Annotated in this window: 19 protein-coding genes; 12 read left to right on the top strand and 7 right to left on the bottom strand. The window is 67.5% G+C overall.

The features are described 5' to 3' along the window. Nucleotides 1-43 precede the first annotated feature (43 nt). A complete protein-coding gene (locus ACFXNW_RS07545) occupies nt 44-1,069 on the top strand; it encodes a PP2C family protein-serine/threonine phosphatase (RefSeq protein WP_379417343.1) in 1,026 nt (341 codons plus the stop codon). 27 nt (nt 1,070-1,096) lie between these two features. Here the strand turns inward: ACFXNW_RS07545 and ACFXNW_RS07540 are convergent, their stop codons facing one another. Then, a complete protein-coding gene (locus ACFXNW_RS07540) occupies nt 1,097-1,435 on the bottom strand; it encodes a hypothetical protein (RefSeq protein ID WP_379417342.1) in 339 nt (112 codons plus the stop codon). A gap of 237 nt (nt 1,436-1,672) precedes the next feature. Between ACFXNW_RS07540 and ACFXNW_RS07535 the strand changes: the two genes are divergently transcribed. From ACFXNW_RS07535 to thpD, 7 genes are all read left to right on the top strand, one after another. Continuing rightward, nucleotides 1,673-1,990: a hypothetical protein gene (locus ACFXNW_RS07535; RefSeq protein WP_379416760.1), complete on the top strand. Its 318-nt coding sequence runs from the start codon at nt 1,673-1,675 to the stop codon at nt 1,988-1,990. Between the two features lie 155 nt (nt 1,991-2,145). After that, nucleotides 2,146-2,856, top strand: coding sequence for a response regulator transcription factor (locus ACFXNW_RS07530; RefSeq protein WP_379416758.1), 711 nt, complete (start codon nt 2,146-2,148; stop codon nt 2,854-2,856). Between the two features lie 22 nt (nt 2,857-2,878). Next, the gene (locus ACFXNW_RS07525) at nt 2,879-3,940 is read left to right on the top strand and encodes a sensor histidine kinase (protein ID WP_379416756.1); all 1,062 of its coding nucleotides are present in this window, start codon (nt 2,879-2,881) and stop codon (nt 3,938-3,940) included. Nucleotides 3,941-4,214: 274 nt separating this feature from the next. Further along, nucleotides 4,215-4,679 (top strand): diaminobutyrate acetyltransferase, encoded by a 465-nt coding sequence (ectA, locus tag ACFXNW_RS07520; protein WP_379417341.1) that lies wholly within the window; start codon nt 4,215-4,217, stop codon nt 4,677-4,679. Further along, on the top strand, nt 4,679-5,941 hold the full coding sequence (gene ectB / locus ACFXNW_RS07515; RefSeq protein WP_379416754.1) for a diaminobutyrate--2-oxoglutarate transaminase: 1,263 nt from the start codon (nt 4,679-4,681) through the stop codon (nt 5,939-5,941). The genes ectA and ectB overlap by 1 nt, the downstream gene beginning before the upstream one ends. A gap of 15 nt (nt 5,942-5,956) precedes the next feature. Beyond that, complete coding sequence (locus ACFXNW_RS07510) at nt 5,957-6,352, top strand: ectoine synthase (RefSeq protein ID WP_163822116.1); 396 nt, start codon at nt 5,957-5,959, stop codon at nt 6,350-6,352. A gap of 14 nt (nt 6,353-6,366) precedes the next feature. Then, on the top strand, nt 6,367-7,239 hold the full coding sequence (thpD, locus tag ACFXNW_RS07505) for an ectoine hydroxylase (protein ID WP_379416752.1): 873 nt from the start codon (nt 6,367-6,369) through the stop codon (nt 7,237-7,239). A 68-nt stretch (nt 7,240-7,307) separates the two neighbouring features. On the opposite strand, the gene erm is transcribed toward thpD, so the two are convergent. The 4 genes from erm to ACFXNW_RS07485 form a co-directional block, all read right to left on the bottom strand. After that, a complete protein-coding gene (gene erm, locus ACFXNW_RS07500; protein ID WP_379416750.1) occupies nt 7,308-8,123 on the bottom strand; it encodes a 23S ribosomal RNA methyltransferase Erm in 816 nt (271 codons plus the stop codon). Nucleotides 8,124-8,410: 287 nt separating this feature from the next. Beyond that, on the bottom strand, nt 8,411-9,445 hold the full coding sequence (locus ACFXNW_RS07495) for a tetratricopeptide repeat protein (RefSeq protein ID WP_379416749.1): 1,035 nt from the start codon (nt 9,443-9,445) through the stop codon (nt 8,411-8,413). Nucleotides 9,446-9,539: 94 nt separating this feature from the next. Next, nucleotides 9,540-11,789 carry a serine/threonine-protein kinase gene (locus ACFXNW_RS07490; RefSeq protein WP_379416747.1) on the bottom strand — a complete coding sequence of 750 codons (2,250 nt, stop codon included), beginning with the start codon at nt 11,787-11,789 and terminating at the stop codon, nt 9,540-9,542. A 100-nt stretch (nt 11,790-11,889) separates the two neighbouring features. Then, nucleotides 11,890-12,282, bottom strand: a complete 393-nt coding sequence (locus ACFXNW_RS07485) for an ankyrin repeat domain-containing protein (protein WP_379416746.1) — start codon at nt 12,280-12,282, stop codon at nt 11,890-11,892. A 409-nt stretch (nt 12,283-12,691) separates the two neighbouring features. On the opposite strand from ACFXNW_RS07485, the gene ACFXNW_RS07480 reads away from it, so the two are divergent. From ACFXNW_RS07480 to ACFXNW_RS07470, 3 genes are read left to right on the top strand one after another with little or no spacing between them, the layout of a single operon-like run. Next, nucleotides 12,692-12,916: a hypothetical protein gene (locus ACFXNW_RS07480; RefSeq protein WP_379416745.1), complete on the top strand. Its 225-nt coding sequence runs from the start codon at nt 12,692-12,694 to the stop codon at nt 12,914-12,916. A gap of 12 nt (nt 12,917-12,928) precedes the next feature. Further along, the gene (locus ACFXNW_RS07475; protein WP_379416744.1) at nt 12,929-13,303 is read left to right on the top strand and encodes a hypothetical protein; all 375 of its coding nucleotides are present in this window, start codon (nt 12,929-12,931) and stop codon (nt 13,301-13,303) included. A 43-nt stretch (nt 13,304-13,346) separates the two neighbouring features. Beyond that, nucleotides 13,347-14,966, top strand: coding sequence for an alpha/beta hydrolase (locus tag ACFXNW_RS07470; protein ID WP_379417340.1), 1,620 nt, complete (start codon nt 13,347-13,349; stop codon nt 14,964-14,966). Between the two features lie 11 nt (nt 14,967-14,977). On the opposite strand, the gene ACFXNW_RS07465 is transcribed toward ACFXNW_RS07470, so the two are convergent. Next, on the bottom strand, nt 14,978-16,087 hold the full coding sequence (locus tag ACFXNW_RS07465; RefSeq protein ID WP_379416742.1) for a hypothetical protein: 1,110 nt from the start codon (nt 16,085-16,087) through the stop codon (nt 14,978-14,980). Nucleotides 16,088-16,420: 333 nt separating this feature from the next. On the opposite strand from ACFXNW_RS07465, the gene ACFXNW_RS07460 reads away from it, so the two are divergent. Beyond that, nucleotides 16,421-18,082 carry an alkaline phosphatase D family protein gene (locus ACFXNW_RS07460; RefSeq protein WP_379416740.1) on the top strand — a complete coding sequence of 554 codons (1,662 nt, stop codon included), beginning with the start codon at nt 16,421-16,423 and terminating at the stop codon, nt 18,080-18,082. 163 nt (nt 18,083-18,245) lie between these two features. Here ACFXNW_RS07460 and ACFXNW_RS07455 read toward each other — a convergent pair whose 3' ends face one another. Beyond that, nucleotides 18,246-19,016, bottom strand: a complete 771-nt coding sequence (locus ACFXNW_RS07455) for a fructosamine kinase family protein (protein WP_379416738.1) — start codon at nt 19,014-19,016, stop codon at nt 18,246-18,248. Between the last annotated feature and the right edge of the window lie 64 nt (nt 19,017-19,080).

The following is a 19,080-nucleotide window of genomic DNA, read 5'->3' as shown; positions in this document are numbered from 1 at the left end:
CTTTGCGAAGCCGTGGACAGGGAGCGGATGCCAAGTGCGCGCCATGGACGGCGGTGACTCGATGAGCCCGGAAGCCGGTGTCGGCAGCCAGGAATACGTGCATTCCCCGGCTCCGGCCGAGACCTTCGGTGCAGGTGGGGGCGCCGCAGCATTGCGCCGTGTCGCGCTTCCGCACGCCGACACGGCTGCTGAGGGATCGCCGGGTACGGCCGAACCTGGCCGTGACCATGTGCCAGGGCCGCCGGATCGGTTCGATGCCGACCTCGGTGCCGTCGCCCTGGTCACCGACCGGGGTCTGGTGCACGCCCGCAACGAGGACGCGGTCGCCGCGGGCGTCGGCGTTCCCGCACCCGGACGTCCACAGGCGACCGTGGTCACCGTCTGCGACGGAGTGTCGTCGTCGCCGAATCCGCAGGCCGCCTCCGGCACTGCCTCGCGCACCGGCGTCGATGCCTGCCTGAGTGCGCTGGCCGAGGGCCGCCCCGCCGAGGACGCCGCCACGGCAGGCCTGGCGGCCGCCGCCCAAGCGGTGCGCGACATCGCCTCGATCGACGGCGACTCACCCTCGTGCACCTATGTGTCGGCGGTCGTGCACGACGACGGCGCGGGCACGGCGACGATCACCGTGGCCAATGTGGGCGACAGCCGCGCCTACTGGCTGGTCCCCGAAGACACCGAACGCGGCGCCCATGAGGCTGTCTCGCGCCGGCTCACCCTCGACGACTCCTGGGCCCAGGCGCTCGTCGACGCAGGCGCCATGGACGAGACGGCCGCCATGAACGATCCGCGGGCGCACACCCTGCTGCGCTGGCTCGGTGCCGACTACGACCAGCAGCCCTGGTCTACGCGCAGCGTGCAGACCTTCCGGTTCACCGGTCCCGGCGTGCTGCTGCTGTGCAGCGACGGCCTCTGGAACTATCTGCCCGATCCGGTCGCGCTGGCCGCGATAGCCACGGCGAAGCCCGCCGCCGCCGCGGCGCGCGATCTGGCCGACTTCGCGGTGCAGTGCGGCGGCGGTGACAACATCACCGTCGCACTGGTGCCGGTGGGCGCGCCGGCGCAGGCCTGAACCGGCGGCGCCGCGGCGGGCAAATGGTCAGTGACCCTGCTGGTCGGTGAGCTTGTGCCCCCGCGCGGCCTTCACCCGCCGATGTTCGAGGACGATGATGCCCACACCACCGAGCAGCAGGACCACAGCCGCGATCGCACCGACGATCGCCCAGCCCTCGTACCCGTAGCCTGCCGCGGTCAGCGTGAGTGCGACGGCCACCAGCCCGATCGCGCACAGCACGATGCCCGGCCAGTTGCGGACGTCCTCCATCGCTTCACCCGCGTGCGCACGCGTGGTCCTGGTGTCGTCCGGGAAGTGATGTTCGGGGACGTGCGGGGAATCACGGTGAAAACCCCTGGTCGAATCGTCGGGTCCGGCAACCATCGCGGTCTCCTTCCGGTCCATGATCGGGTCGAACGTCCCGATGGCGTCAGCGGTCGGGTACCCCGTGATCGCCGCGGCAATCGAGACCACCGCCACCAGGGCATTACCGGACACGGCGCTGTCCGGTGGTTTGTCCCGGAACGGGCGCGGGTATCAATTCGGCGAGCCGGTGCAATCGTTTCAACGGTTCGATCATCGGTGACCGCTACGCACGCACCTACCGCGAGGAGGTTCGTCATGAACGGTGGACCATCGGCCGGTCCGGCACAGACCATGGTCACCACCAACCACGCCGTCATCCGCCGCTGGGCCGAGAGGCGCGGGGCCAACCCGGCCACCATGCCGGGCAGTGAGTACGACGGCCACGGCCGCGTCGAAGTCCTGCGTATCGACTTCCCCCGCTACGGCGGGGCGGGCTTGCTCCCGGTCGAATGGGAGGACTGGTTCGCCACCTTCGACGCCCGGCGGCTGTACTTCCGCTACCAGGAACGACGCCCCGACGGCAGTCCGAGCAACTTCTTCCGGCTGGAGCGTCCCGACCGACCAGTTTGGTGAGCGAACTCACGCGAGGTTTAGCAATCGGGCATACAGGGCACTACTGTTACCGGAAAGTTGCTCGAGAAAAGCTGAAAAGCGGAACATCGCGTCGGTCAGGGGATGCGAACCTCCGCCACGCGATGCGCCCCGCGTATCTGCAAAGGATTTGAATATTGAGCGCGAGCCTGATGATCGTGGAAGACGACGACAGGGTCCGGGGTGCGTTACGCCTGGCCATGGAGGACGAGGGCTACGACGTCGCAGAAGCCGAGGAGGCCGAGGACGCGCTCAACCATCTGCGCAGCAATGGCGTCCCCGATGTGATGATCGTTGATCTCATGCTCGGCGGTATGGACGGTTTCACCTGCATCCGCGAGATCCGCCGCGATCACGATGTGCCCATCATCGTGGTCAGTGCACGCGACGACACCCATGACGTGGTGGCGGCGCTGGAAGCCGGTGCCGACGACTTCGTCACCAAACCCTTCGAAATCAAGGAGATCACCGCCCGGATGCGGGCGCTGCGTCGCCGTGCCCAGCTCTCGGCCGAACGTGAGGCACCGATCGAGGTCGTGCTGGACGCCGATCCGGACGCACCGCTCATCCTGGCCCCCGACGGCGGCGCGGTTCGCCGCGGCGAGGAGGAGATCAGCCTGACCCTCACCGAGTTCCGGCTGCTGTGCGAGCTGGCCGAAGTACCCGGCCGGGTACTGAGCCGGTCGGTGTTGCTCGAGCGGGTCTGGGATCGCGGGTTCTTCGGCGACGAACGCATCGTCGACGTGCACATGCGCAGACTGCGCACCAAGATCGAGCGCGATCCTTCCGATCCGCGCATCGTGGTCACCGTCAGGGGGCTGGGCTACCGGCTCGATATGCAACGCTGAGCGGGCCGCCCATCGCAGATCAATGACGACGAACGCCGAACGCGTCCGCACCCGCCTCGATCCGGGCCTGTGGAGCCTGCGGGGCCGGGTGACCATCGCCTTCGCGGCCACCTCGGGCCTGATGTCACTGGCCCTGGTCCTGCTCGTCTTCGCCCGCCTGGGCGACGACGGCGTCACTCTGGGCCAGCGCGTGGTGAACCGGCCAGTCCTGCTGGTGGCCTGTGCGCTGGTGGCGACCCTGTTCGGCGGTGCGGTCGGCGTCTGGGTCGGGCGCCGTGTGCTGCGACCGCTGCGCGATGTCGCCGAGGCCGCCGCCAGGATCGCCTCCGGTGATCTCGGCATCCGTTTGCCCGACACCCACGACCAGGACCTGGCCAGCACCGTCGACTCCTTCAACCGGATGGTCGATTCGCTGCAACGGCGCATCGACCGTGAGCATCGGCTGTTCGGCGATGTCAGCCATGAACTGCGCACCCCGCTGACCACCCTCACCGCCAGCGTCGAAGTGATGAACAAGCACCGCGACGATCTCCCGGAGCGCTCGCGCCGGGCCTTGGAGCTGGTCACCGCCGAAGTCGACCATCTGCGGCGACTACTCGACGACCTGCTGGCGCTGGCCAGGGTCGAGGCAGGTATGCACCATGGCGACGCGGACCTGATGTCGGTGCGAGACCTGCTCACCCACACTCTGCGCGACAGCAGGCACCCCGCGGAACTACTGACCGTGACCGAGGACGTCATCGTCCTCGGCCGCAAACTCGAGCTGGAGCGCGCGGTGGTCAACCTGCTGGAGAACGCCGACCGCCACGGCGGCGGAGTCGTCGCGGTCACCGTGCGCCGGGAGGGCGATGAAGCGGTGATCGCCGTCGACGACGCCGGGCCCGGCGTGCCACCGGCGGACCGGGACCGGATCTTCGAGCGCTTCGCCACCGCACGCACCAGTCGCCGCAAGGCCGATGGTGGCACCGGTATCGGTCTGGCACTGGTCGCCGAAACCGTCGCCATCCACCAGGGGCGAGTGGAATGCGGTGCCCGCCCTGGCGGTGGTGCCCGCTTCACCATCCGGCTGCCCGCCACCGATTGAAACGTGACGTATATCCCGAAATTGGAGGTTTCATGAACCGCGTCACACGGCTGTAACACGATCGTAAAGTTCTCGACCAGGTCACCTCAAAGTTCATTCGTAAGCCTGGGAAAGTACTGCACACGAACCTCGGAGTTGTATGTCAACGCAAGCTTTGCCCACACAGGCTGAAGGCCCGCCGAGCGCGGATTCCGCTGCTGCCCGTTCCGGAACGCATCGGCAGCACGCCGACGCACCGGTCGTGCGGACGCCGAGAATTCGCGACGGGGCCCGCATGTGGGGTATCGCCAAGGATTCGCAGGTACTGGACGCAAATTCCAGCTACGCATATCTGCTGTGGTGCCGGGATTTCGCCGCCACCTCGGTGGTCGCCGAGGTCGACGGCAACGTCGTCGGCTTCATCATCGGCTATCTGCGCCCGGAGTCCCCGCGCACCGTGTTCGTCTGGCAGGTCGCCGTCGATCACGATCAGCGTGGCCGCGGCCTCGGCGTCGCGATGCTGGATCGCTTGGTGGACAACCTGATCGATGCCGATGGGAACGGCATCGACGCACTGGAGACGACAGTCTCGCCGGACAACCCGGCCTCGATCGCGATGTTCGCCGCCCTGGCGCGGCGCCGCGAGGCGGAGATGACCAAGAGCGAGTTGTTCACACCCGGCGATTTTCCCGACAGTCATATCGCCGAGGACCTGTACCGAATCGCACCGATCGCCCGTAAAACTGAAAGGGATCTATGATGATCACCGCTGACACGACGATCTTCGACGCACTGGAATCGAATGTGCGTGGCTACTGCCGGTCCTGGCCTACGGTTTTCGAAACCGCGAAAGGCGCCTGGCTGCGTGACGAAGAGGGCAAGGATTTCCTCGATTTCTTCGCAGGCGCCGGCGCACTGAACTACGGGCACAACAATCCTGTGCTCAAGAAGGCCCTGATCGATTACATCGCCTCCGACGGCGTGACGCACGGACTGGATATGTCCACCGTCGCCAAGCGCAAACTGCTCGAAACCGTGCGTGACACGCTGCTGGCCCCGCGCGGGCTGGACTACAAGGTCCAGTTCCCCGGTCCGACCGGCGCCAACGCCGTCGAGGCCGCGCTGAAGCTGGCCCGCAAGGTCACCGGGCGCCAGACCGTGCTGAGCTTCACCAACGCCTTCCACGGCATGACTCTCGGCGCACTGTCGGTGACCGGTAACGCCGCCAAGCGTGCGGGTGCGGGTGTGCCGCTCAACCACGCCACCCCGATGCCCTACGACGGCTACTTCGACGGCACCACCGCCGATTTCCAGTGGATGGAGCGGGTCCTGGACGACTCGTCCTCCGGTCTGGATCGTCCGGCGGCCGTCATCGTCGAGACCGTGCAGGGTGAGGGTGGAGTCAATCTAGCCCGCGCGGAGTGGCTGCGCCATCTGGCCACGCTGTGCGAGGCGCGCGGCATTCTGCTCATCGTCGACGATGTGCAGATGGGCTGCGGGCGCACCGGCCCGTTCTTCTCCTTCGAGTCCGCGGGCATCACCCCCGACATCGTCACCCTGTCCAAGTCGATCGGCGGTTACGGCCTGCCGATGGCGCTGGTGCTGTTCAAGCCCGAGCACGACGTGTGGGCGCCGGGTGAGCACAACGGCACCTTCCGTGGCAACAACCCGTCGTTCGTGACGGCTCAGGTGGCCCTCGAGCACTACTGGTCCGACGGTGCGCTGCAGGCCGGCACCGAGGCCAAGGGCCAGCAGATCGCCCAGTCGTTCGGCGCGATCTCCGAGGGGCTGCCCGGCATCTCGACTCGTGGCCGCGGCCTGGTCCACGGGCTGGTGTTCGACGACGCCTCGCAGGCGGGCAAGGTGTGCCAGGTCGCGTTCGAGCGCGGTCTGCTCGCTGAGACCTCCGGCGCCTCCGACGAGGTCGTCAAGCTGCTTCCCCCCTTGACCATTACCGAGGATGAGCTCGACCATGGATTGCAGATCCTGACCGGAGCCGTCCATACCGTCTGTGGCGCCTGAGGAGGGCCATCACCCATGATCGTGCGTACCACCGAAGAGATCACCGGCACCGACCGCGATGTGGCGGGTACCGGCTGGCGCAGCAAACGCATCGTGCTCGGCGGTGACGGCGTCGGGTTCTCGTTCCACGAGACCACCATCGAGGCCGGCACCACCCACGTCTTCCACTACCAGAACCACATCGAGGCGGTGTGGCTGGTCGAGGGCGAGGGCACCTTGACCGACCTGGACAACAACCAGACCTACGAACTGGCTCCCGGTTCGATGTATCTGCTCGACGGCCACGAGAAGCACCAGCTCGAGGTGCGTTCCAGGATGCGCATGATGTGTGTGTTCAATCCGCCGGTCACCGGGCAGGAGGTTCACGACGAGAACGGCGTCTATCCGTTGGTCGCCGTTCCGGCCAGCTGAGAAAGGACGCCACGTTGGCACACAATCGGATCGATCACTACCCGACCCGGACACCTGATCCGGCGCCGCACCTCGAGCGGCACGATGCGACGGTGTGGGGTCGAATCGACGCCCCGGACCTTGCCGGATTCGACACCGACGGGTACACGATCCTGGACCAGCTGATCTCACCGGACGAGGTGGCGCGCTTCGCTCGTGAGATCGACCGGCTCGCCGATGATCCGGCCCTGCACGGCGACGAACGAGTGATCGTTGAGAAGTCGTCGAACCGGGTCCGCTCGGTGTTCGAGGTGCACCGGCTCAGTTCGATGATCGCGGAGCTGGCCGCCGAACCCCGGGTCGCGGGCCTGGCCCGCCAGATCCTGGGTTCGGAGGTCTACCTGCATCAGAGCCGGGTGAACTATCTGCCCGGCTTCGGCGGGGCCGGTTTCTACTGGCACTCCGATTTCGAGACCTGGCACGCCGAGGACGGGATGCCCAGCCCACGGGCGGTCAGCATTTCCATCGCGCTGACCGACAACTATCCGTTCAACGGCAGCCTGATGCTGATGCCGGGTTCGCACCGCACCTTCGTGCCGTGCCAGGGCGAGACACCGGCCGACAACTATCGGGAGTCGTTGCAGGAGCAGGAGATCGGCGTCCCGGCGCAGTCCGATATCGAGGTGCTCGCGCACAAGTACGGCATCGCGCAGTTCACCGGCCGGGCCGGGTCGGCGCTGCTGTTCGATTCGAACATCATGCACGGTTCGGCGAACAACATCACGCCGTTCCCGCGCTCGAACATCTTCCTGGTGTTCAACAGTGTGGAGAACACATTGGACGAGCCGTTCGCCGCACCGGCGCGGCGGCCGACCTATATCGCGAACCGCGAGTTCACGCCGGTCTGAGTCATCGGTTGTTGCGCTACGGCGGCGGGCAGGGCATATGCCCCGCCCGCCGCCGAGGCGTTTGTGGCTCAGTGCGTGTAGGCGGGTACCCGGCGTAGGTGCCGGTACAGAGTGATCCAGCGGTCGGGATCGACAAGCCCCACCGGTTCGTCGGCGGCGACGCCCGCGGCGGCGCAGGCCGCGCGCACAGTGGCTGCCGCGCACGCGCGACGCAGTGAGGCGGCCAGCGATCCACCGACGCCCGAGAAGCCGAGTTCCACCATCGCGCGGTAGTCGGCCAGCTCCGTATCCGGCAGCAGTGGTCGCGGGCGGCGCACCATGTGCAGCACCGCGGCGTCGACCTGGGGAACCGGATCGAAACTGGCGCGTCCGATACGCGGTCCGAGCGTCAACGCCATCGTCGGCCAGTGTGTGACGGTGAGCTTGCTCCAGCGTCGGTAGTCACCGGTGTGCTTGCGCGCGAACTCCTGCTGGGTGAGCAGTGTCGCCGAGGTGAGCCTGCGGGCGTCGAGGCACCAGCGCAGGATGTCGGTGCTGATGCCGAAGGGGATGTTGGCGACAACCGCAAACGGTAGCCCCGGTGGGCTCGCCCGGCGGAAATCGTTGCCTATCACCTGAATTCGGGGGTTGTTCCCGTAGCGGGCGCGCAGCCGCCTTGCGTAGTAGCGGTCCTTCTCGTAGGCGATCACGCGGTGGCCTCGGTCGAGCAGCTGCCTGGTGAGCATGCCGTCACCGGCGCCGATTTCCAGGACCAGGTCCTCGGCGGTGACGTCGGCGGCGCGCACGATCGTGCGCGCGGCGCGGGTATCGGTGAGGAAGTTCTGCGACAGCTGCTTACGCGTGCTGGTGGTGCGGGCATGCGGGGGGAAATGTTTGCGAGACATGGGGTCCTCCGAACGGAGCGGACGAATCGGGACTGCGTGATTCGCCCGGACCCATGCCAGGGCACGTGAAGACGACGGTTACCAGAACCGCGGGAGAGTGTGCGACGGGTGAAGCGGTCTGGTCAGCGTGGAGTGCGGTGCACCGGCAGAGTCCGGGCCACCGTGCGCAGGCGGACGAAATACACGCCGGCCGCGCACGCCGCGTGCTGACCTGTGATGCCACTCATGGCGGTCACCGTAGCGCGCACCCGATGCGCCGTCCATCGAATTTCGGCCGCCGCGAACCCCTATCCGACGCGATAGGCCAGCGACTGCGCGACCGTCTTCGCGGTGACCGCGCGGGTATGCCAGACTTGCGCCTGCGCATGCGCGCCGCGCCGCGCCATCAGTTCGGCAAGACCGATCATCGCCCGCACGTCGCGGCGTTGCGCCGCGGTCTGCCACCACTGTTCGGCCGCGTCGAGATCGCCGTGGCGAAACCGCACGACGCCCAGGTCGAAGGCCGCCGCGGGATGCCCGGCCGCCGCCGCCTGCGACCAGAGCTCACACGCCTGCGCTTCCTCGCCGCGCCGGAACATCGCCACACCGAGGTCGTAGAGCGCACCGCGATAGTCGGGATCGGCCGAAGTCGTGGCGAGCGTCGACGCCGGATCGGTATGACCGGTCGGCGCGGGGGAGTGGTCGGCCAGCCCGGCAACTGGATCGCGCTGCTGCTCGCCGGGATACGGGGGCGCCGGCCGGGCGGCCTCCGGCGTCGGGGCGGTGTCGCCCACCGCCGGAATCGGCGCCGTGTCCGCTGGGGCCGCCACCACCTCGACGACCAGGTCGGCGAAATGCGGTGGGCCCGCACCGAGGCTGCACCACAGCACAACGCGCCCGTGTGCGGCGCGTTCGACGACGACACCGTAATTGCCCGACCAGGAGCAGGCGGCGCCGTCGGCATCGCGCCAGACCGGCGTCAGCGAATACAGTGCGCCGCGGCCCTCGGCCGACAATTCGACGGTGATGCCGCGCTCGAGCGCATCGCGCCAGACATCGACTCCCCGCAGGCGGCGCCGGTCGACGCCGATATGGCCGTCGACCATCGACAATCCCATCCCGAGACCGCACACGCCCGGCGGCGGGGTCGCCGACAGCAATGTCATGGTGAGGGTGGCGGCCGAACCGCTGAGCTGTTCGGTGTACATCGGGTACACCGTGCTGCCGCGCCAGCTGATCGGGTCGGCGCTGTGATATCTGGCCGCCAGCGGTAGCTCGGGTCCGGTGGTGAAAGGTGGTGTGCCGGTCGCCGGTGCGACCGCGGACGTAACCGGTTCGATCATGTCTAGCCCCGCCTTTCCCCGATACCCGATCACCGCGATCGACCCCTCGCGGCGGCTATACCGTACTCGCCGCGGCCCGCGATTTCGCAGCGTTTCAGTGCGTGACTATGCGTTCGAGCGCGGCAAGATCGCGCTCCAGCATCCGGAACAACCAGTACACGCCGACGAAAGCCAGTGCGCCACCGAAGCACAGCACCCGCAGCGGCACGATCACCGACGCGATGTCCTCGGGCGGAATGAAGGTCACTCCGGCGGCGCCGAGCAGCGGTACTGCCGCCGCGATGGTCAGGAAGTAGGTGCTGCGCCGGTCGAGTGCACGCAATTGTGCGCTGTCCTCTGGGCCGAGCCCGCCCAGCGGCAGGAACGCCGGATACAGGCAGCGCACCGAGTAGAAGCTGACCAGGAAATACGGATACGCCATGGCGATCGCGCCGCAGACGATCTGGGTCAGGAAGAAATGCGCCGAGGATTCGGCACTGAGGTTGCTGCCGGACAACTGCACCGACACCGGGACTGCGATACCGGCGATAACCCACAATACGAAGCAGGTCAGCACATTGCGACTGGCCAGCTGCAGGGTGTCCGAGCGGGCCCTGGCCAACGCCTGCGCATCGTAGTCGCGACCAGTGCGCAATCCGTGCATGATGAACCACAGGTGCATCACCAGCGCGATGGTCACGATCGCACCGATCAAGAAGCCGACGCCATAACAGGTCCAGGCGACCCGGTCGAAGGTCTGCTGCGCGTCGGTATCGAGTTTGCTGAAGATCAGCGTCCGATTGTGGTTGTAGCTGTAGAGGATCGCCAGCGCGTTCGGTACAGCGATCGCCAGCGCCATAATGGGGTGAATCCAGCTGCGTGCCCGTAATCGCGCACTGCCAGGTGGCGGGTCGACCAGATCGCGGGCCCTGGCGTCCAGACAGACCTGAAGCTGCTGGGCCATATCGGCGCCACGCTCCCAGCGTTTGGCTGGATCCGGTTCGAGGGCACGCACGAGCGCGCGGCGCAATGCGGCGGGAGTGTCGGGCGGCAGATCGTCGTAGGGCAGATCCCCTGGGCTGTGGGCGCGCCGGTCCAGCATCGAGTCCAGTGCAGTGCGGTCACCACCGGCCGCGTTCTCCTCGGCGAAGGGTTTGCGCCCGGTGAGCAGCTCCCACAGCACGACCGCCAGCGAGAACAGGTCGCTGCGCGTATCGAGGTCCGCGGCCGACACCGATCGGTCCGGATGCACCACCGACAGCTGTTCGGGCGACATGTAGGCCAGCGATCCGCCGAAGTAGGCGACCGGACTGTCGCCGGAGACACTGCCGCTGAAACTGATGTTGAAATCGGCGAGCTTGGGCACGCCCTCCGCGGTGAGCAGCACGTTCGCCGGTTTGACGTCGCGGTGCAGCACACCGACCCCGCCCGCGTAATCCAACGCCTGCGCCAGCCTGCGACCCAGCCAGGCCACAGTCTCCGGCCAGGACAGTCCCGCGAGTTCGGCGCGCACCGGTGATTCGGCAGGCTGAATCTCACCTTTGCCCGTGAGTACCGAGTCGATGACGTCGAGCAGCAACTGTCCGCTGCGCTGTTCGGGCGGTGTGCCGCGCACCCGCTCCAGCACGCTGAGGAGAGTGCCACCGGGCACATACTGCATGTACAGCAGCCGCAACGCGGGGCCGTCGAGGACCCGCTGATCGAATACGCGCACGATGTAGTCGTGGTCGAGCTGGGCCAGGGTCTGCGGTTCGGTGCCCTTGTCGCGGGAGATCTTCACCGCCACCAGCCGCTGCATGGAACGCTGCCTGGCCAGGAAGACGCGGGCGAACGCGCCGCGGCCGAGCCCGGTCATCAGATCGAAATCGTCGATGCGCTGGCCGACCTCGAGTTCGTCGAGGTTCGCAGGCTCGGCGTGCGCACCGAGCAGGGTGCTGTGATAGTCCTCGGTGGTCAGCAGTTGTGAAAGTTGTTCGGCCTGTTCGGGATAGGCGGCGGTGTATTCGCCGACATCGACCGAGCTGCCCGCGCGGCGGCGAATATGGAATTCCTCGTAGATCAGGTCCGGTGGCAGCGGCCAGGTGCGCAGCTCGGGCAGTTCGTCGACGTATTCGGCCAGTCGTTTCGGTGCGGTGCCGCGCTGCCACCGGTTCGCCAGATCGATCTTGATCAGTTCGATCAGCGATACCCGTCTTATGGCGGGCGCGTCGGGTAGATAGCTGCGCAGTTCAGGGGGTGCGCCGGCCTCCTGCCACGCCGCGGTGAACCGTTCGATGGCCTCGGTGACCTGGTTGCCACGCGATGTCTCCGGCGACCGGTCGGGCTGGACGGTCACCCCGGAGGCAGGCGGGGCAGAGTGCGCCATGTCCGCATCGTAGCGCCGTCAGCGGGGGCGGGTCGGGTTGTTGCGGGGGTCGGGTCGCCGTTGATTGCGCGACGGTAGCCGCCCCGCGGTCGATCGGCCGTCAGCCGAAGAGCTCCAGCAGGTCGGTTTTCCCGAACATGGTCGCGGCCTCGCGCGCCGACGGCGTTCCCGCGTCCGGATCGGCACCTGCGGCGAGCAGATCACCCACGATCTCGGATTCACCCTTGAACACCACACCGGCCAGCGGTGTCTGACCGCGGTCGTTGGCCCGATCGGGGTCCGCGCCACGGGCCAGCAGCACACCGACCGCGTCGCGATGGCCGTGGTAGGCGGCGAGCATGAGGAGGGTGTCACCGCGGTCGTTGGTGAGGTTCACCGGCACACCCGCGTCGAGGTAGGCCGCGAGCTGGTCGGCCGCGCCGCTGCGAGCGAGTTCGAAAACCGCGGTGGCCAGTTCGATGAGTTCGGGGTCAGCGCCGTTGTCCGCAGTCACCGTTCCATTACTACCAGCCCGGGTATCCGGGCCCGGGTATGACGAGAGCCTCCGGCGCGAATGCCGGAGGCCCTCGCGGCGCGTCACTGGATGATCGCGCAGCCCTGTCCGGAGGAGATCGAGCACACCAGCCAGGACAGGGCCATCAGGATGGCCTCGACCGGGTTGGACGGGACGACGGTCGGTTGAACCATGGGAGAACCTCTTTGTGTCGGCGCGGGTTGGTGCGACCCCCACTGACTACAACGTCGGGGCACCGCTGCCCGTTACCCCGGTGGCTCGCCATGTTCGGCCAGGCCCGTTGACGGATGGCTCGCCACGCAGGTAGCGGACGCGTCGTTCACCGGTGATGCGGATGCGAACCGGTCATACTGAGGCGGAGATCCCTGTCGGGTAGATGGGAGTGGCCATGGGTACCACGGAGAAACGCTCGTTGCTGCAGCGAGTGTCACCCACACAGTGGGTGGCGCTGGTGCTGACTATCCTCGCCGTCATCTTCATTCTGCAGAACCGCACCAAGGTGTCGATCGAAATCCTGGCCGTCACCATCACCTCACCGATGTGGATAATCCTGCTGTTGCTGTTCATCATCGGCTGGGTGGCCGGTGTGCTCACCATGCGCCGTCGTCGCTGAGGCGCGCTCGATGTGATCGAGCGCGGCTGCCAGCACCGCGTCCGGGGCCTCGATATGGGGCCAGTGCGCGATCGCATCGGGCAGCATCACCACATCGGGGTCCGGGATAACCTCGCTCGAACCCGAGGAATCGAAATACTGTCCGCCGTCTTTCCATTCGCGCAGTTGTGCGTCCATGACTCCACGTCGTCGTCGGATGACGCGCCCACGCTCACCGCGTCGGGCACCGGCGGAGCCGACATGAGGTCGGTATGCGCCGATGAGCGCATTTTCGGCGCCGATCTGAACCATACTGTGGTCGAACTGTCGACGGGTGTCGACTCCAGGCTTGGGGTGAACGGGGTGCGCAGTGGTGACGACAACGACGGCGACGACGGAAGCCACTGAGAATTCCGAGGACAACGCCGGCCCCCCGAAAGATCGCCGCGCGATGTTCCGGCTCGGTTTCGGCGGGCTGGTCGGCGCACTGATTCTCACCTGGTTGTCGCTGACGCCGTCGCTGCTGCCCCGCGGTCCGCTGTTCCAGGGCGTGGTCACCGGCGCGGCGGCCGCGTTCGGCTACGGGCTCGGTCTGCTGGTCGCCGCGATCATCCGCTGGATGCTGCACCGCGAGCAGGCCCAGCCGGCCAGGGTGGTGACACGCTGGGCGCTCGCGGTGATCGCCGTGGCCGGGACGGTGCTCGTACTGATCTGGTTCGCGGGCTGGCAGGACGAATTGCGCACGCTGATGGGAGTTTCCGGCCTGCCGTTCTGGTCGTACCCGGTCATCGTGCTGGTCGGGGTCGTGGTGTTCGTCGTGCTGATCGCCCTCGCCCGCGCGGTGGCCGCGATGACGAGGTGGGTGGCGCGGCTGCTGACGCGGGTGCTGCCCGGGCGGATCGCGGTCGTCGTCGGCGCGGTGCTGGTGGCGGTCGTCGCGGTCGCGGTCTTGGACGGCGTGGTGGCCAATGGGGCGATGGCGGTGCTCAACAACACCTTCGCCGCGGTCAATCAGGAAACCGACGCCGACAACCCACCGCCGACCGTGCCGGAACGTTCCGGCGGGCCCGGTTCGCTGGTCACCTGGGACTCGCTCGGAAGGCAGGGCCGGATTTTCGTCGGCAACGGGCCGAGCGTGGAACAGCTGTCGGAGTTCAATCACCGTCCTGCGATGATCCCGATCCGCACCTACACCGGGCTGGCCTCGGCCGATACCGTCCGCGAGGAAGCGGAATTGGCGGTGGCCGAACTGGATCGGGCCGGCGGCTTCGACCGTGCCGTCATCGGTGTGGCCACCACGACCGGCACCGGCTGGATCAATCAAAGTACCGCCTCGGCGCTCGAATACCTCTACAACGGTGACACCGCGCTGGTGAGCATGCAGTACTCGTATCTGCCCAGCTGGTTGTCGTTCCTGGTCGATCAGGAACGGGCCGGTCAGGCCGGTCAGGCGTTGTTCGAGGCGGTATACGCGAAATGGTCGACCAAGCCCGAGAACGATCGCCCGAAACTGGTGGTATTCGGTGAGAGCCTCGGCTCGTTCGGCGGTGAAGCGGCCTTCTCCGGTATCCAGGACCTGACCTCGCGCACCGATGGCGCGCTGTTCGTCGGGCCGACGAGCAACAACGTCGTCTGGGGCGATGTGACCGCGCGCCGCGACCCGGGCACCCCGCAGGTCCTGCCGATCTTCCAGGAGGGGCGCACGGTGCGGTTCGTGGCTGAGCCCTCCGATCTGGAACGCCCCACCCCGGAGTGGCCGGGCCCACGGGTGGTGTACCTCCAGCACGCCTCGGATCCGATCACCTGGTGGACGCCGGGCCTGGCGCTGCGTGAACCCGACTGGCTGCGCGAACCTCGCGGCGACGATGTCCTGCCGAGCACGCGCTGGATCCCGATCGTCACTTTCCTGCAGGTATCGGCCGATATGGCGGTATCGACCGACGTCCCCGACGGCCACGGCCACACCTTCCACGCGGCCATCGCCGACTCCTGGGCGGCGATCCTGCAACCGCCGGGCTGGACACCGGCCGACACCGAACGGTTGCGTGCGGTGCTGACCGGCTCCAACTGACTCCAGACGCGCTACGGGGCGTACCGCAGGATGCCCGCGACCTGCGCGCCACCCGGCATGTCTTCGGTGCGAACCGCGAGGACCCGGCCGCTCGACAGCAGTACCCGGCGGCAGATCTCGTCGAGGATGCCGGGGGTTTCGGTGTCGGTCGACGCGTCGAAAGTGACGGCGCCGTCGTCGGGGGAGATGGTGCCCGGCACCGATGCGTCGATGTCGACCAGCAGCGTGTCCACATTGCCGAAGGTCGCCGCGCGCGCCAGATCGGCGACGTCGGTGCCCGCGCGGCCCTCGCTGCGGCGTTTGTCCATGACGGCGGCGAGTTCGTGCAGCTGTGCCACGTAATGGCGGTCCAGGATCTCGCGTGATCGGTCGGCCAGCTCCTGGTCCGACAGGTGCTCGGGATTGCCTGCGATGCTCTCGTCGAGCAGACCGTCATAGCTGTTGACGGAGCGGAACAGGGAATCGGTGGGTTCGGCGGCGGCCAGGATCAGCGGGACCTCACGCCCGGACAGGATGTCGCGCAGCTCGGTGTCGATCGCGCGCGAGTATTGACGCACCCGCATCTTGCCGCCCTCATCGCCCTGGACGCGCCGCTTGGGCGCACGGTCGCTGAGGCTGGCCTTGCGCGAGTAGTCGGCCGCGCTGGTGGGCAGGCCCGGCACGCGGACGTCCTGGGCGGGGCGATCGGCGCTGACCTGGACCAGGCGCACCGATCCCTCGGCGAGGGCGAGCACGAACGCCGATTGCGGGAAGGTGACCGTGCGCAGCAGCGGCTTCAGATGGAAGCGGTCGCCGACGGTTTCGGCGGCGCCGAGCACATTCGGTACCCGGTAGGTGCGGATACGGGTGGGAGTGGCCTGCACGACCAGGGTGCGTGATTGGTAGCGCCAGAACTCTTCGTCGTCGATGAGATCGTCGAATTCCTCTTCCAACGCGGCGCGAGCGTCGGCGTCGGTGACCAGCTCGAGGACGCGTTTGGCCTGATTGGAGAACGCGATGCGGTTCTGGTCTGGGGTGGGGGTATCGGATTCGGTGGGCGTGTAGATCGAGACGCACCAGTCGCCGGTGGTTGCGGCCAGCGCCTGGATTTCGCCGCGGGTCGGAATATCGGTATGCAGCATGATCGCCTCCACGTCTGTTGGTCGGATCGTGCGCGCCGACGACCGGGTGGACGTGCATCGGTCGAATGCCGTCGCGGCGAAGGCGGGGTCAGTGGACCTCGAAGAATCGCTGCGTGGTCGAGCAACAAAGGGGCATCCGCGATCAGGGCGTCAGCTTTCGCTCGGCTAACGGCATTAGATCACAGCGGCGCCAGGGGGACCGGCTGGTTGCGTCACGATCGGACGTCTCCACCGCGAGGTGCGATGGCATCGACGATGAATGTTCGCCCGATGTCATCGGTGCCGTCACCGCACGGGTGGGTGGCTGTCGATCTGGCACCCCCACCATGAGGCATGGGCCTGTCCCGTCGGCAGCTGTTGCGGTTCGGTGGCGTGGCGTCGGCCGCCGCGCTGGCGGGAAGTTGCGCGGTCTCCGGCGCCCGGTTCCGGGCGCCACGCTGGACCGGTGACCCGTTCACCCTGGGTGTGGCCTCGGGTGAACCGACCCCGGATGGTGTGGTGCTGTGGACCAGGCTGGCGCCGGATCCGTTCGCCCCGGACGGGCTCGGCGGGATGCCGCGGCATCCGGTGACCGTCGACTACGAGGTCGCCCACGACGAGCAGTTCCGGCACGTGGTGCGCCGCGGTGCTGTGGTGGCTGATCGCGCGCTCGGGCACAGCGTGCATCCCGAGATCGGCGGACTCGACCCGCAGCGCTGGTACTTCTACCGGTTTCGCGCCGGCGCGGCGGTCTCGCCGGTGGGCCGCACTCGCACCGCGCCTGCACCCGGCACGAGCGCGCGGTTGCGTTTCGCCTATGCCTCCTGTCAGGCCTGGAACGACGGGCACTACACCGCGTATCGACATATGGCCGCAGAGGACCTCGATCTGGTGGTGCACCTCGGTGACTACATCTACGAGTATCCGTTGACCGGCCGTCGCCGCGATATGCAGGTGCCTTCGCCGCTGCGCCATGAATCCCGCGATCTGGCCGGGTACCGACTGCACTACGCGTGGTTCAAATCCGAAGAGCTGCTGCGTCGCGCGCATGCGGCATTCCCGTGGCTGGTCACCATGGACGATCACGAGATCGACGACGACTGGGCCGGTGACGCCGCCGCAACCACGGTTGATATCGATGTACTGCGCGCAGTGTTCCTGCGCCGTCGCGCGGCCGCCTTCCAGGCCATGTACGAACATCAGCCACTGCGATTGGCGCAGCTTCCGTCCGGTCCGAATATGCGCCTGCACCGGCGCTACCGCTTCGGTGAACTCGCCGAGATCACCATGCTCGACACCCGCCAGTACCGCACCCGGCAGGCGTGCGGTGGGGAGATCGTCACCGGATGCGCGGATGTGCGCGGGCTCGACCGCACCATCCTCGGTGGTACTCAACGCGAGTGGCTGCTGGATGGATTCGCCCGCTCACCCGCGCGCTGGCAGATTCTCGGCAATCAGGTGGTGATGGGCCGAACCGACCACGATCCCGGACCGGGTGTCGCCGTCTCCACCGACGCCTGGGACGGATACGCGAGCGAACGCGCCGCGATCCTCGGTGCCGCCGCTGAGCGCGAGGTGCGCAATCTGGTGGTGCTCACCGGTGACCGCCACGAGAACTATGCCGCCGATCTGCGCCGCGATGCCGCCGACCCCGAATCCGCAGTGGTGGCCGCTGAATTCACGGGCACATCGATCACCAGCGGCGGCAACGGCGTGGATCTACCCGCGCGCGGCCACGAGTTGCTTGCCGCGAACCCTGATCTGAAGTTCTACAACGGGCAGCGGGGGTACGTGCGGGTGGAGGTGGACGAGCAGCTGTGGCGCACCGACTTTCGTGTAGTGCCCTTTGTAGAGCGGCCGGGAGCGCCCATTCATACTCGGGCGAGTTTTGTCGTGCAGGACGGTGTACCGGGTGTGGTCGAGGCGTGGAGTGCGACCGACCCGCTTACGCGCGACGAGAAATCGACCACCGTCACCGAGCACGCCTCCGGTCCTGCACTCGACGGCATCCGGTGACCATCCTCGGTGCGAACCCGTAGGTGTGCGACCCCGACCAGCGAACGGTGGCACGGCTGCGGGAGCTCACGACTGCCTCCGGGCCGAGTCTGCGACGTCCGGACGGTCTGGAAGGCGTACATGGTTCTGTTCTGGCGAGCGGCCGCGTCCGACGTGAACACGCTTAGAGCCGTAACGTGTCCAAGGCCGCCTGATGCAGTGCCTGCCCGTATCCCGGGCCGTACCCGGCCGCGTGCACCGCCAACGGATGCAGCTGGTGCAACGGCACCCGCGCCTGCCAGCCGTCGGTCAGCCGGTGCCGGGACTGATATCCGTCGATGATCCGGTCCAGGTAAGGGCAACCGAAGAGTGCGAGCATCGCCAGATCGGTTTCCCGGTGCCCGCCGTGCGCCGCCGGGTCGATCAGCACCGCCTGCTCGCCGGTCCACACCACATTTCCGTTCCACAGGTCGCCGTGGATCCGCGACGGCGCCTGGCCGTCATCGAAACGCCCATCGGCCACCACGGCGCAGGCCCGTTCGATATCGGCGCGCTGGGCCCGATCGACACTGCCCGCGTCATAGGCGATGGCCAGGAAGGGCGCGATCCGTTCGGCGGCATAGAACGCACCCCAGCGATCGTGCTCGACGCTACTCATGGGACGTTTGCCGATGAAGATCTGGCCGGTGAAACCGGCGGGTGGACAACCGAATCCGGCACCGTCGACCCCGGAATCATGCATTCTCGCCAGTGCCGCACCGAATCGGTGAGCGCTGACTGCCGTCGCCCTGCCGTGCGGTAGCCGTGCCAGCTCAATGTGTGCACGGTCGACCGAAAGCACCTCGACGACCGGCGCCCCCGCCGCGCCGAGCCAGCGCAGTCCTGCGGCCTCGGCTGGATAGAAGTCCGGCGGAGTCGCGGAGTCGGCCTTTCGGAAGGTGGTCACCCTCGCCACCGTACGACCGCGATCGACCCGCGAAAACGCCCTCACATCAACCAAGCGCTTGCTAGACTCGCGC

The sequence above is a fragment of the Nocardia sp. NPDC059180 genome (assembly GCF_042754945.1).
Lineage (GTDB): Bacteria > Actinomycetota > Actinomycetes > Mycobacteriales > Mycobacteriaceae > Nocardia.
Note: the sequence above shows the minus strand (reverse complement) of the source record. Positions and strands in the feature narration are given on the sequence as shown.